Here is a 13,432-nt window from a genome sequence, read left to right on the forward strand (position 1 = left end):
CCGCTCCTACAAAAGCCACCTCACGCTTCGTCGCTGGTATAGTTTTGCTCTAACCGCGACGCGAGCCGTTCATGACCTCTTCCGCAGCCCCTATCCTCATCACCGGTGCCGGCCAGCGTGTCGGCCTGCACTGTGCGCAACGTTTGCTCGAAGACGGCCAGCGCGTGATTTTCAGCTACCGCAGTGAGCGTCCGGGCGTGCAAACATTACGCGATCTGGGCGCGACGGCGGTGTTCGCGGATTTCTCCAGCGAAGCCGGTATCCTCGCGTTCATCACCGAACTCAAAACCCACACCGACAGCCTGCGGGCGATTGTCCACAACGCCTCCGAATGGCTGGCCGAAACCCCGGACACCGACGCACAGGCATTTACCCGGATGTTCACGGTGCACATGCTCGCGCCCTACCTGATCAACCTGCACTGCGCCGACTTGCTCGAACGCTCGAGCCCCGCCGACATCGTGCACATCAGCGACGACGTGACCCGCAAGGGCAGCAGCCAGCACATCGGCTACTGCGCCAGCAAAGCCGGGCTCGATAGCCTGACCCTGTCGTTCGCCGCGAAATATGCGCCAACGATCAAGGTCAACGGCATCGCGCCAGCCCTGCTATTGTTCAATCCCGACGACGACGCAGCGTACCGCGCCAAGGCCCTGGCCAAGTCCGCGCTGGGCATCGAACCCGGCAGCGAAGTGATCTACCAGAGCCTGCGCTATCTGCTCGACAACCCTTATGTCACCGGCACGACCCTGACCGTCAACGGCGGACGGCACGTCAAGTAAGCCGCCCCGCGAGGATATTTCATGACGTTATTCCTGCCCCAGAACGCCCTGTCCCAGAGCTATCGGGAGATTCTCGTCGGCCTTGGTGAAAACCCCGACCGCGAAGGGCTGCAAGACACCCCGATGCGCGCGGCCAAAGCCATGCAGTACCTGTGTCATGGCTACGAGCAAAGTGTCGAACAAATCGTCAACGGTGCGCTGTTTTCGTCCGACACCGACGAGATGATCATCGTCGCCGACATCGAGCTCTACTCGCTGTGCGAACACCACATGCTGCCCTTCATCGGCAAAGCGCACGTGGCTTATATTCCGACCGGCAAGGTGCTGGGCCTGTCGAAGATTGCACGCCTGGTGGACATGTTCGCCCGGCGCCTGCAAATTCAGGAAAACCTCACCCGGCAGATCGCCGACGCCGTGCAGCAAGTCACCGACGCCGCCGGTGTCGCTGTGGTGATCGAGGCCAAGCACATGTGCATGATGATGCGCGGTGTCGAGAAACAGAATTCGACCATGAACACCTCGGTGATGCTCGGCGCCTTCCGCGAGTCGAGCAACACCCGCCAGGAGTTCCTGCAATTGATTGGACGGAGCAAGTAGCAATGCCACAACTTCAACCAGGAATGGCGCGCATCCGGGTCAAGGACCTGTGCCTGCGCACCTTCATCGGGATCAACGAGGACGAAATCCTCAACAAGCAGGATGTGCTGATCAACCTGACCATCCTGTATGCGGCGCAAGAAGCGGTGCGCGACAACGACATCGATCACGCGCTGAACTACCGCACCATCACCAAGGCGATCATCGCTCACGTGGAGGGCAATCGCTTTGCCCTGCTCGAACGCCTGACCCAGGAGTTGCTGGACCTGGTCATGGCCAACGAGTCGGTGCTGTACGCCGAAGTCGAAGTCGACAAACCCCACGCCCTGCGTTTTGCCGAGTCGGTGTCGATTACGCTGGCGGCGAGCCGCTAAGCTTCAAGCTTCAAGCTTCAAGCTTCAAGCGGTAAGCTAACGGCCACCGCAACCCAACTTGCAGCTTGAAGCTTGCCGCTCAAAGCTGTCTCGCAGAGACAACCATGAACGATCAACAACGCCTGGAACTTGAAGCCGCCGCCTTCCGCCGACTCGTCGCCCACCTGGACAGCCGCAAGGACGTGCAGAACATCGACCTGATGAACCTCTCGGGTTTCTGCCGCAACTGCCTGTCCAAGTGGTACAAGGCCGCTGCCGACGAACGCCAGATCGAGGTCAGCCTCGACGACGCCCGCGAAGTGGTTTACGGCATGCCGTACGCCGAATGGAAAGCCCAATACCAGCAAGAAGCCAGTGCCGAACAGCAAGCGGCGTTTGCCAAAGGAAAACCCAATGAGTGATTTGAACACCCTGCGCGCCAGCCTCAACAGCGGCGAACACGTTTTTGCCGACACCCTGGCGTTCATTGCCGCCGGTTACGACTATCAGCCACAGGCCTTCAACAACGGTGGTGTGGAAAACGCCGCCGGGCAGAACGAAGGTTCGTGCAAGACCCTGGGCCTGGCGCTGCTGGAAGGCTTGAGCGATGAAGAAGCGCTGTTGGCGTTTGGCGAACATTATCGTTCGGTAGTGGCGACACCTGAAGGCAGCGATCACGGCAATATCCGCGCGTTGATTGCCCATGGTCTGGCCGGCGTGAAGTTCTCGCAGCAACCGCTGAATCGCCGCTGATTCACGGAGGATCACAATCAAAAGATCGCAGCCTTCGGCAGCTCCTACGCGCCTGTGGGCGCTGCCGAAGGCTGCGATCTTTTCGCTTCTACGGCACATCCCGACTTTTAAGATTGACCCGGCGACTTTATTTCGTTTGCCGGGCACCGCTGCTCGCGGCTTAGATAAAAAGAAGCAACCCTTCTTCTGAGTCAGGCATCCATGAGCAGCGAAAACATCAGTCGGTCGATCAACATCGTTCATCCCGTCACGCTCAGCCACGGCAAAAATGCCGAGGTCTGGGATACCGATGACAAACGCTACATCGACTTCGTCGGTGGCATCGGCGTGCTGAACCTCGGCCATTGCCATCCGCGCATCGTCGACGCCATTCGAGAACAAGCCACCCGGCTGACTCACTACGCGTTCAACGCCGCCCCACATGCGCCCTACATCGAACTGATGGATCGCCTGACAGCGTTTATTCCGGTGGATTACCCGGTCAGCGGCATGCTCACCAACAGCGGCGCGGAAGCGGCGGAAAACGCCTTGAAAGTCGTCCGTGGCGCAACTGGGCGCACGGCCGTCATCGCGTTCGACGGCGCCTTCCACGGTCGCACGCTCGCCACCCTCAACCTCAACGGCAAAGTCGCCCCGTACAAGCAGAAAGTCGGCGTGCTGCCGGGCCCGGTGTTTCACCTGCCCTTCCCGAGCAAGGACAACGACGTGACCTGTGCCGAGGCGCTGAAGGCGATGGATCGGTTGTTCAGCGTCGAGGTCGATGTCGATGACGTGGCCTGTTTTATCGTCGAACCGGTGCAGGGCGAAGCCGGTTTCCTCGCCATGGACGTGGCGTTCGCCCAAGCACTGCGGCGCTTCTGTGACGAGAAAAACATCCTGCTGATTGCCGATGAAATCCAGTCGGGTTTCGGTCGTACCGGCCAGCGTTTTGCGTTCTCGCGACTGGGCATCGAGCCGGACCTGATCCTGCTCGGCAAAAGCATCGCCGGCGGCGTACCGCTGGGTGCGGTGGTCGGGCGCAAAGCGTTGCTCGACACCTTGCCCAAGGGCGGACTGGGCGGCACCTATTCGGGCAACCCGATCGCCTGCGCTGCGGCACTGGCGACGCTGGACGAGATGACTGACGCGCACCTGCACGCCTGGGGTACGCAGCAGGAAGAAGCGATTGTCAGTCGCTACGAGGCTTGGCGTACCCACAACCTTTCGCCGTATCTGGGCCGCTTGACCGGCGTCGGCGCCATGCGCGGCATTGAGCTGAGCAACGCCGACGGCACACCGGCAGCGGCGCAGTTGACGCAGTTGCTGGCCCTGGCCCGCGACGCGGGTTTGCTGCTGATGCCCAGCGGCAAGTCGCGACATATCATTCGGCTGCTGGCGCCGTTGACCACCGAGGCCAATGTACTGGAGGAAGGCCTGGATATCCTTGAGGCGTGCCTGGCCAAACTGACCTGATCACACATCCCCTGTAGGAGCTGCCGAAGGCTGCGATCTTTTGACTTTGCTTTAAAAGGTCAAGGTCAAAAGATCGCAGCCTGCGGCAGCTCCTACAGGATTCATCGTATTTGTTGTGAGCACAAAAAAACCGGCCGAAGCCGGTTTTTTCATTTCAACGCGATCAGAACGAAGCGTTCTGCAGATCGTCGAGGTAACGCTCGGCGTCCAGTGCCGCCATGCAGCCAGCGCCAGCCGAGGTGATGGCCTGGCGGTAAACGTGGTCAGCCACGTCACCGGCGGCGAAGATGCCTTCGAGGTTGGTCGCAGTAGCGTTGCCTTCACGGCCGCCGTGCACAACCAGGTAGCCGTCTTTCAACGTCAGTTGGCCTTCGAACAACGAAGTGTTCGGGGTGTGGCCGATGGCGATGAACACGCCGTCGACTGTCAGCTCGTCGAAGCTGCCGTCGTTGTTTTTCAGGCGAGCACCGGTCACGCCCATGTTGTCGCCCAGGACTTCGTCCAGGTTCGAGTTGAGCTTGAGGATGATCTTGCCTTCGGCAACCCGGGCATTGAGCTTGTCGATCAGGATCTTCTCGGCGCGGAACGTTTCGCGACGGTGGATCAGGGTCACGGTGCTGGCGATGTTGGCCAGGTACAGCGCTTCTTCGACAGCGGTGTTACCGCCACCGACCACAGCCACTGGCTTGTTGCGATAGAAGAAACCGTCGCAGGTTGCGCAGGCCGAAACGCCTTTGCCCATGAAAGCTTCTTCCGACGGCAGGCCCAGGTAACGAGCACTGGCGCCGGTGGCGATGATCAGCGCGTCGCAGGTGTACGTCGCGCTGTCGCCGGTCAGGGTGTACGGCTTGGCGGCGAAGTCCACGGCATTGATGTGATCGAACACGATCTCGGTTTCAAAGCGTTCGGCGTGCTCTTTCATCCGCTCCATCAGCGCCGGGCCGGTCAGGCCATGGACGTCGCCCGGCCAGTTGTCGACTTCGGTGGTGGTAGTCAGTTGACCGCCGGCCTGCATGCCGGTAATCAGCAGTGGCTTGAGGTTGGCACGGGCGGCATAGACCGCGGCGCTGTAACCGGCAGGGCCGGAACCGAGAATAATCACTCGCGAATGACGGACTTCAGACATGACCTGCTCCTGTTAACCGGCCCGAAACTCCTGGCGCGGAACGCCGGATTGCCGGCGGGAATAAAAAAGGACTGTTGAAAGCACTTGGGGAAGGCTTGAGCTCGACAGTCCTGTAAAAAGAATGGGTGCAGCGTATCGAGGGGGCGAAGATTAAGGAAATACGGTTTAACAATCCAGCTCATAGGCGGTCTCTATCCCTAAGCGATGATTTTATAGACGCCTTTGTTACAGTGAATGTCGATGCTGCGACCGCGCTTTCCCCCTTGAGGCAAAGTCGGTAAGGTCGGCGCGTTTCCCTTCTGCTCGGAGCACGTTATGCCCGCCCCTGTTCTGTCCGGCCCGCAATATCTGCGCGAAGGCCTCAAGCTGGTCCTGAGCCCGGGCCTGCGTTTGTTCGTGTTGTTGCCGCTGGCGATCAACCTGGTGCTGTTCGTCGGATTGATTTACCTGGCTGGCCATCAATTCAGTCTGTGGGTCGACACGCTGATGCCGTCCCTGCCCGACTGGCTGAGTTTCCTCAGTTACATCCTCTGGCCGATTTTTGTGGTGCTGGTGGCGCTGATGGTGTTTTTCACCTTCACCATGCTGGCCAACGTCATCGCTGCGCCGTTCAACGGCTTCCTGGCGGAGAAAGTCGAAGTGGTGGTGCGTGGCACCGACGACTTCCCGTCCTTCAGCTGGGCCGAACTGATTGAAATGGTCCCCCGTACCCTCGCTCGGGAAATGCGCAAACTCGGCTATTTCCTGCCGCGGGCCATCGGCCTGTTCATCCTGTCGTTCATCCCGGTGGTGAACATCATCGCCGCGCCGCTGTGGCTGCTGTTCGGGGTGTGGATGATGGCGATCCAGTACATCGACTACCCGGCCGACAACCACAAACTCGGCTGGAACGAAATGCTCGCCTGGCTGCGCCAGAAACGCTGGCAGAGCATGAGTTTTGGCGGGATTGTTTACCTCGCACTGCTGATTCCGGTGGTCAACATTTTGATGATGCCGGCGGCCGTGGCCGGGGCGACCTTGTTCTGGGTGCGCGAACGCGGCGCAGAGAGCCTGGTGCCCCAACGCTGAGCCGGTCACAAATCCATCATCGAAACGCCACAATGACGACATGGCCTCAGCCGACACTGAGGTCATGACGACAGCTCTGCATATCACTCTGATCACCGAAACCTTCCCTCCGGAAATCAACGGCGTGGCCAATACTCTTGGCCGCTTGTACGACGGTTTGCGCGCGCGCGGGCATCAGGTGGAACTGGTGCGACCGCGCCAGGGCTGTGATCGGCAACTGGGCAGTGACGATGAATTGTTGCTCTGTCGCGGCTGGCCGTTGCCGGGGTATCCGGGTTGCAGTGGGGTCAGTCGTCGATGCACAAACTGCTGCGGCGCTGGAAACGCCATCGCCCCGACGTGCTGTACATCGCCACTGAAGGCCCGCTGGGTTTGTCGGCGTTGCGCGCCGCGCGACGTCTGGGGATTTCGGTGGTCAGCGGCTTTCACACCAACTTCCAGCAGTATTCCAGCCAGTACGGGCTCGGCCTGCTGACGCGAATGCTGACCCACTATCTGCGCTGGTTTCACAACCGCTCGACCCTGACCCTGGTGCCCAGCGTCAGCCAGCGGCTGGAGTTGGAACGTCGGCATTTCGAGCGTTTGGCGCTGTTGTCCCGCGGCGTCGATAGCCAGTTGTTTCACCCCAGCAAGCGTCTGAACGCGCTGCGTGAGCACTGGGGATTGGGCGAAGATGACATCGCCGTTATCCATGTGGGACGTCTGGCGCATGAGAAGAACCTGGGGTTGCTCAAGCGCAGTTTCGACGCGCTGAAGAGCACATTCCCACAGCGAAACCTGAAGTTGATCGTGGTTGGCGATGGTCCGTTGCGCATGGCGTTGGAGAAGGAATTGCCCGAGGCCGTTTTCTGCGGTTCACAGCGCGGCGAAGCCCTGGCCAGTCACTATGCGTCGGGGGATGTGTTTCTGTTTCCGAGTATGACCGAGACCTTTGGCAACGTGGTGCTTGAGGCTCTGGCCTCGGGGCTGGGGGTGGTGGCCTACGATCTGGCGGCTGCCGGTCAGCATATTCGCCACGGCTACAACGGGGTACTGGCGATGCCGGGGGATGAGGCGGCGTTCTGTGAGGCGGCACGCTGGTTGCTGGAGCAGGACGAGACCTTGCGTTGCGTACGGCTCAATGCGCGCCAGCATGCAAGTCGTCAGGGGTGGGGGGCAATTATCGAGCAGTTCGAGGGGCAGTTGCGAGGGGCTTGTGCACAAGAGCAAGTCTTGCCTGATGCAGCGTTGTTGCCTTAAAAGCTTCGCGGGCAAGCCTTGCTCCTACGGGGCATGCGTCGGTCACAAAATGTCGACACGACTCAAATCCGTAGGAGCAAGGCTTGCCCGCGATGGCGTCAGTACAGTCGCCGCTTAAACCAGTGTCATCAGCGCCTCACGGCTGAACGGCAGGATGTCTTCTTCACGACCATCACGCACTTTCTGCGCCCAGTCCGGGTCCACCAGCAAGGCACGGCCTACCGCCACCAGGTCGAATTCTTCATTGTTCAAACGCTCCAGCAGATTTTCCAGGCTGGCCGGTTGGGCGATTTTGTCAGTGTTGACCATGAACTGCAGGAACTCGCCATCCAGGCCAACGCTGCCCACGGTGATGGTCGGTTTGCCGGTGAGCTTGCGGGTCCAGCCAGCCAGGTTCAGATCGGAACCGTCGAACTCCGGCTCCCAGAAACGCCGCGTAGAGCAGTGGAAAATATCCACGCCAGCGTCGGATAACGGCTTGAGGAATTCGCCCAAGGCTTCAGGGGTTTGCACCAAACGAGCGGTGTAATCCTGCTGCTTCCACTGGGAGAAACGGAAGATGATCGGGAAACCTTCGCCTACCGCCGCGCGTACCGCCTGAATCAACTCGATGGCGAACCGCGAACGGTTGGCCAGGCTGCCGCCGTATTCGTCGGTGCGCTGGTTAGTGCCTTCCCAGAAGAACTGGTCGACCAGATAGCCGTGGGCGCCGTGGATTTCCACGCCGTCCATGCCGATGCTTTGCGCGTCCTTGGCAGACTGGGCAAACGCAGCGATCACGTCCTGGATATCTTGCTGGGTCATGCTGTGAACCACGACCTGACCATCCTTGAGTTTTTCCGACGGGCCGTAACCCGGGACGCTGGCGTCCGGCTCGGTGCCGATGCGGCGCACACTGCCCACATGCCATAACTGCGGAACGATCTTGCCGCCTTCGGCGTGCACCGCGTCGACGACTTTTTTCCAGCCGGCCAACGCTGCTTCACCATAGAAATGCGGCACGTTCGAGTAGCCGTTGGAGGCCTTGTGGCCGACGGTGGTGCCTTCGGTGATGATCAGACCAACACCGGCGGCGGCGCGGCGACGGTAGTATTCGATCACCTTGGAATTAGGCACGCCGCCTGGGGAAAAGGAGCGGGTCATCGGCGCCATGACGACGCGGGACGGCAGTTCGAGGGTGCCGAGGTGGAACGGTTTGAACAGGGCTTTTACGGGCATGGGACGCTCCACGGGAAGAACAGGCTTTATGACGGCGATAATATGGAGAGTCGCAAGGCGTGAACAGCACTATTGATTTGGGTGATTAAGGATTAGAAACGAAAAGATCGTCCGATCGCGGCCCGAGCCTTCGGCAGCTCCTACGCGGGAATGTGAACACCTGTAGGAGCTGCCGAAGGCTCGGGCCGCGATCGGACGATCTTTTGATCTTGCTGCTTAGCTCAGCGCTTTTTCGATCGCATGCACGATCGTCGGATCATCCGGCGCCGTCCGCGGCGAGAACCGCGCCAGCACACGCCCGTCTTTACCCAGCAGGAATTTCTCGAAGTTCCAGGTGATGTCGCCCGGAAACTCCGCGCCCTCGCCTGCCAGCAAACGGTACAACTGATGACGATCGTGGCCGTTGACTTCCAGCTTGCTGGACAACGGAAAGGTCACGCCATAGTTGAGGCTGCAAAACTCCTGGATCTCTTGCTCGGTGCCTGGCTCTTGTCCGGCAAACTGGTTGCACGGCAAACCCAGCACGCTGAAGCCCTGACCCTTGAATTGCTGATAGAGGTTTTCCAGCGCCGCGTACTGTGGGGTCAAACCACATTTGGAGGCAACGTTGACCACCAGCACGACGTGCCCCTTGAAGGGCGCCAGAGGTAGCTCCTGACCATCCAGGGCTGTCAATTTAAGGTCGTGGAAAGCACTCATGACGAACTCCAAATTCCCGTGTTCTTCTCGAAACAGCCACTTGGCGGCGCCGCCAGGGACAGCCGCGGACTAAAAAGGCGCCCCTCGGGCGCCTCTCCAGTACTCGAAAGCTTAGCGCAGAAATCAGTGGTGATGGCCACCTTCGCCATGGACGTGACCATGAGCGATTTCTTCCTGGCTGGCGTCACGGATGTCGATGATCTTGACCTGGAAATTCAGGCGCTGACCGGCCAACGGGTGGTTGCCGTCGACGGTGACATCGTCGCCGTCCAGGTCACGGATGGTAACGATTTGCATCTGACCGTCCGGCGCGGAAGCGTGGAACTGCATGCCCACTTCCAGTTCGTCGACGCCTTCGAACATGCTGCGGCTCAGGGTGCTGACCAGTTCGGCAGCGTATTCGCCGTAAGCATCTTCAGGTTCTACGGCGACGGTCAGTTCGTCACCGACTTTCTTGCCTTCCAGCGCCTTTTCCAGGCCCGGAATGATGTTACCTGCGCCTTGCAGGTAAACCAGCGGCGCGCCGCCGGCGGAGCTGTCGATGACCTCACCAGCGTCGTTGGTCAGGGTATAGTCGATGGAGACAGCCTTATTGGCGGCGATCAGCATGGGGCGAGACCTTTTGCAGAAGAATATAGAAAGACCAAGTTTAGCGAAGCAATCGCCCGAAAGCGAACACAACCCGGACAGACGGATTGCGGCGCAGATCTCGACGGCCACAGGCTTTCATCAGGACGAGGATGGGCACTGGGTGGCCGAGCTTTCCTGCGGTCACACCCAGCACCTGCGCCACCAGCCGCCCTGGCAATCCCGGGCCTGGGTCCTCGACCCATTGCAACGTATTGAAAAAATAGGCCAGCCCTTTGACTGCGGTTGGTGCGCTCAAGGCTCGGTTAGCGATAACCTTGGCCACTGAATTTCGGCAGGTAACCCGTTATAGGTCACCGCCTGGCGGCCCGTACGGCCTTTGCGTCAGATCAAATTCGAGTGCCTGAAGTCCACAGCCAAGGCGCTGCGACGAGTCATAGCTCGCTATGGGGAAGAGCAGCAACGCAGGGTATGGATTTCAGGCGCCTAAGTTGACTGACAGCAAAGGCCACACGGGCTGCCCACATGCACCTCCAGAGAATCCGCATGCAAACTTTTTTTATCGCGCCCACCGATTTTGGTGTGGGTCTGACCTCCATCAGCCTCGGGCTGGTGCGTACCCTTGAGCGAGCCGGGCTGAAAGTCGGCTTTTTCAAACCGATTGCCCAGCCGCATCCGGGCGACACCGGCCCTGAGCGTTCCACTGAACTGGTGGCGCGCACTCACGGCCTCAAGCCGCCACAACCGCTGGGCCTGGCCCACGTCGAGCGCATGCTCGGCGACGGCCAGCTGGATGAGCTGCTCGAAGAAATCATCACCCTTTATCAACAGGCTGCGGTGGGCAAAGACGTGCTGGTTGTCGAAGGCATGGTCCCCACCCGCAGCGCCAGCTACGCCGCCCGGGTCAATCTGCACCTGGCCAAGAGCCTCGATGCCGACGTGATCCTGGTCTCTGCACCGGAAAGCGAAGCCCTGAGCGAACTCTCCGGCCGGGTGGAATTGCAGGCGCAGTTGTTCGGCGGCCCGAAAGACCCGAAAGTTCTCGGCGTGATCCTGAACAAGGTCAAGACCGACGAAAGCATGGAGGCCTTCGCCTCGCGCCTGAAAGAACACTCGCCCTTGTTGCGCAGTGGCGATTTCCGTTTGCTCGGCTGCATCCCGTTCCAGCCGGAACTGAACGCCCCGCGCACCCGTGACGTCGCCGACCTGATGGGCGCGCAAATTCTCAATGCCGGTGATTACGAAACCCGGCGCATGACCAAAATCATCATCTGCGCCCGTACCATGCGCAACACCGTGGAGCTGCTCAAGCCCGGAGTGCTGGTGGTGACACCCGGCGATCGTGACGACATCATTCTCGCCGTCAGCCTCGCCGCCATGAATGGCGTGCCGCTGGCCGGCCTGTTGCTGACCAGCGACACCCTGCCCGACCCACGGATCATGGACCTCTGCCGCGGTGCCTTGCAGGCGGGCCTGCCGGTGTTGTCGGTGAGCACCGGTTCCTATGAAACCGCCAACCTGTTGAACGGCCTGAACAAGGAAATCCCGATCGACGACCGCGAGCGTGCGGAAATCATCACTGACTTCGTTGCCAGCCACCTCGACGCCAAATGGCTGCACCAGCGTTGCGGTACGCCGCGGGAAATGCGCCTGTCGCCCGCCGTGTTCCGCTATCAACTGATCCAGCGCGCCCAGGCCGCCAACAAGCGCATCGTGTTGCCCGAAGGCAGCGAACCGCTGACCGTGCAAGCGGCGGCGATCTGCCAGGCCCGTGGCATCGCCCGTTGCGTGTTGCTGGCCAAACCGGCCGACGTCGAAGCGGTTGCCCGCGCCCAAGGCATCGAGTTACCGCCAGGTTTGGAGATTCTTGACCCGGACCTGATTCGCGGTAACTACATCGAACCGATGGTTGCCCTGCGCAAGACCAAAAGCCTCAACGCGCCGATGGCCGAGCAGCAACTGGAAGACACCGTGGTGATCGGCACCATGATGCTCGCGCTGGATGAAGTCGACGGCCTCGTCTCCGGGGTCATCCACTCCACCGCCAATACCATCCGCCCGGCCCTGCAACTGATCAAGACCGCGCCGGGCTGCACGCTGGTGTCGTCGGTGTTCTTTATGCTGTTCCCGGAAGAAGTGCTGGTCTACGGCGACTGCGTGATGAACCCACACCCGAGCGCCGCCGAGCTGGCCGAGATCGCGTTGCAAAGTGCCGACTCGGCCGCCGCGTTTGGCATCACCCCACGGGTAGCGATGATCAGCTATTCCAGCGGTGAGTCGGCCAGCGGCGAAGAAGTCGAGAAGGTCCGCGAAGCGACGTTGCTCGCCCACGAACAGCAAAACTCGCTGCTGATCGACGGCCCCTTGCAGTACGACGCAGCCGCCAACGAAACCGTGGCCCGGCAACTGGCGCCGAACAGTCAGGTGGCTGGTCGCGCCACGGTGTTCGTGTTCCCTGACCTGAACACCGGCAACACCACCCACAAAGCCGTGCAGCGTAGCGCCGACTGCGTCAGCCTCGGGCCGATGCTGCAAGGCCTGCGCAAACCGGTGAACGACCTGCCGCGCGGCGCGCAAGTCGACGACATCGTCTACACCATCGCGTTGACCGCGATTCAAGCTGCCAACCGACCTCTGGATCTTTAAATGCTGCAATTCCTACCTGCACCCGTGCGCGGCGTGATCGCCTCGCTGCTGCTGGCACTGAACACCATTTTGCTGTGCTCGTTTCTGTTCTGCGTGGCGATTTTCAAGGTGTTGCCCTTCGCCCTCACCCAGCGCTTCACGCGCTGGGTGATGGGCCATACCCATGAAGCCTGGATCAGCAACAACAAGGCCTGGATGAACCTGGTCTGCCGCACCCGCTGGCACCTCACGGGCCTTGAAGGGCTGGACTACCAACACTCGTACCTGATTACCAGTAATCACCAGAGCTGGGTCGACATCATGGTGCTGCAATACGTGCTCAACCGACGTATCCAACCGCTGAAGTTCTTTCTCAAACAAGAGCTGATCTGGGTGCCGGTGATTGGCCTGGCCTGGTGGACCCTGGGCTTTCCGTTCATGAAGCGCTACTCCAAGGCCTACCTGGAAAAACACCCGGAGAAGAAAGGCAAAGACCTGGAAACCACCCGCAAGACCTGCGACAAGTTCCGCAGCAACCCGGTGGGGATTTTCAATTTCGTCGAAGGTACGCGCTTCACCGAGGGCAAGCATGCCCAGCAAAAATCACCGTTTCGCTATCTGCTGAAACCCAAGGCTGGCGGCATTGCGTTTGTACTGGATGCGATGGGTGAGCAGCTGGAATCCATCGTCAATGTGACCATTCACTATCCGGGGGCGTCCGGGGTATTGGGATCTGCTCTGTGGAAATGTTGCCGATGTGGTGGTGCATTTTCAGGAACTGAAGATTCCTGCGCAGTTTATTGGCAAGAATTACGACCAGGACGGGGAATACCGATTGGAGTTTCAGGGTTGGATCAATCGGTTGTGGGAAGACAAGGATGCATTGCTGGAGCAGATGCATCGGGAATATCCCGGCATTTAAGATCAAAAGA

13 protein-coding genes and 2 pseudogenes are annotated in these 13,432 nt (G+C 60.2%); 11 read left to right on the forward strand and 4 right to left on the reverse strand.

Going from position 1 to position 13,432, the window contains the following annotated elements:
• The first annotated feature begins 71 nt into the window (after positions 1 to 71).
• The 6 genes from folM (at position 72) to JFV26_RS23535 (ending at position 3,937) form a co-directional block, all read left to right on the forward strand.
• The gene (gene folM / locus JFV26_RS23510; RefSeq protein WP_201195757.1) at positions 72 to 782 is read left to right on the forward strand and encodes a dihydromonapterin reductase; all 711 of its coding nucleotides are present in this window, start codon (positions 72 to 74) and stop codon (positions 780 to 782) included.
• A gap of 21 nt (positions 783 to 803) precedes the next feature.
• Positions 804 to 1,379 (forward strand): GTP cyclohydrolase I FolE, encoded by a 576-nt coding sequence (gene folE, locus JFV26_RS23515; protein ID WP_201195759.1) that lies wholly within the window; start codon positions 804 to 806, stop codon positions 1,377 to 1,379.
• A 2-nt stretch (positions 1,380 to 1,381) separates the two neighbouring features.
• Positions 1,382 to 1,753 carry a dihydroneopterin triphosphate 2'-epimerase gene (folX, locus tag JFV26_RS23520; RefSeq protein ID WP_201195761.1) on the forward strand — a complete coding sequence of 124 codons (372 nt, stop codon included), beginning with the start codon at positions 1,382 to 1,384 and terminating at the stop codon, positions 1,751 to 1,753.
• A gap of 104 nt (positions 1,754 to 1,857) precedes the next feature.
• The gene (locus JFV26_RS23525; RefSeq protein ID WP_017336573.1) at positions 1,858 to 2,154 is read left to right on the forward strand and encodes a DUF1244 domain-containing protein; all 297 of its coding nucleotides are present in this window, start codon (positions 1,858 to 1,860) and stop codon (positions 2,152 to 2,154) included.
• Positions 2,147 to 2,485, forward strand: a complete 339-nt coding sequence (locus JFV26_RS23530) for a HopJ type III effector protein (RefSeq protein WP_201195763.1) — start codon at positions 2,147 to 2,149, stop codon at positions 2,483 to 2,485. Before JFV26_RS23525 ends, JFV26_RS23530 begins: the two co-directional genes overlap by 8 nt.
• A 201-nt stretch (positions 2,486 to 2,686) precedes the next feature.
• On the forward strand, positions 2,687 to 3,937 hold the full coding sequence (locus JFV26_RS23535; protein ID WP_201195765.1) for a 2-aminoadipate transaminase: 1,251 nt from the start codon (positions 2,687 to 2,689) through the stop codon (positions 3,935 to 3,937).
• Between the two features lie 163 nt (positions 3,938 to 4,100).
• Here JFV26_RS23535 and trxB read toward each other — a convergent pair whose 3' ends face one another.
• Positions 4,101 to 5,063: a thioredoxin-disulfide reductase gene (gene trxB, locus JFV26_RS23540; protein WP_201195767.1), complete on the reverse strand. Its 963-nt coding sequence runs from the start codon at positions 5,061 to 5,063 to the stop codon at positions 4,101 to 4,103.
• A gap of 315 nt (positions 5,064 to 5,378) precedes the next feature.
• Between trxB and cysZ the strand changes: the two genes are divergently transcribed.
• Positions 5,379 to 6,131, forward strand: a complete 753-nt coding sequence (gene cysZ / locus JFV26_RS23545) for a sulfate transporter CysZ (protein WP_201195769.1) — start codon at positions 5,379 to 5,381, stop codon at positions 6,129 to 6,131.
• Positions 6,132 to 6,171: 40 nt separating this feature from the next.
• Positions 6,172 to 7,370: pseudogene (locus JFV26_RS23550) on the forward strand (glycosyltransferase family 4 protein).
• 114 nt (positions 7,371 to 7,484) lie between these two features.
• Here the strand turns inward: JFV26_RS23550 and JFV26_RS23555 are convergent.
• The 3 genes from JFV26_RS23555 to JFV26_RS23565 form a co-directional block, all read right to left on the reverse strand.
• Positions 7,485 to 8,588, reverse strand: coding sequence for an NADH:flavin oxidoreductase (locus JFV26_RS23555; protein WP_201195770.1), 1,104 nt, complete (start codon positions 8,586 to 8,588; stop codon positions 7,485 to 7,487).
• A gap of 216 nt (positions 8,589 to 8,804) precedes the next feature.
• Complete coding sequence (locus tag JFV26_RS23560; RefSeq protein WP_201195772.1) at positions 8,805 to 9,287, reverse strand: glutathione peroxidase; 483 nt, start codon at positions 9,285 to 9,287, stop codon at positions 8,805 to 8,807.
• A 123-nt stretch (positions 9,288 to 9,410) separates the two neighbouring features.
• Positions 9,411 to 9,896: an FKBP-type peptidyl-prolyl cis-trans isomerase gene (locus JFV26_RS23565; protein ID WP_201195774.1), complete on the reverse strand. Its 486-nt coding sequence runs from the start codon at positions 9,894 to 9,896 to the stop codon at positions 9,411 to 9,413.
• Between JFV26_RS23565 and JFV26_RS23570 the strand changes: the two genes are divergently transcribed.
• The 3 genes and pseudogenes from JFV26_RS23570 (at position 9,865) to JFV26_RS23580 (ending at position 13,422) form a co-directional block, all read left to right on the forward strand.
• Positions 9,865 to 10,203 (forward strand): DUF3565 domain-containing protein, encoded by a 339-nt coding sequence (locus JFV26_RS23570; protein ID WP_201195775.1) that lies wholly within the window; start codon positions 9,865 to 9,867, stop codon positions 10,201 to 10,203. The two genes, JFV26_RS23565 and JFV26_RS23570, sit on opposite strands and share 32 nt — an antisense overlap.
• A 218-nt stretch (positions 10,204 to 10,421) precedes the next feature.
• On the forward strand, positions 10,422 to 12,521 hold the full coding sequence (gene pta, locus JFV26_RS23575; RefSeq protein WP_201195776.1) for a phosphate acetyltransferase: 2,100 nt from the start codon (positions 10,422 to 10,424) through the stop codon (positions 12,519 to 12,521).
• Positions 12,522 to 13,422: pseudogene (locus tag JFV26_RS23580) on the forward strand (acyltransferase). It abuts the gene before it with no gap.
• The last annotated feature ends 10 nt before the right edge of the window (positions 13,423 to 13,432 follow it).

Origin of the sequence: Pseudomonas sp. TH31, assembly GCF_016650815.1 — a bacterium.
Lineage (GTDB): Bacteria > Pseudomonadota > Gammaproteobacteria > Pseudomonadales > Pseudomonadaceae > Aquipseudomonas.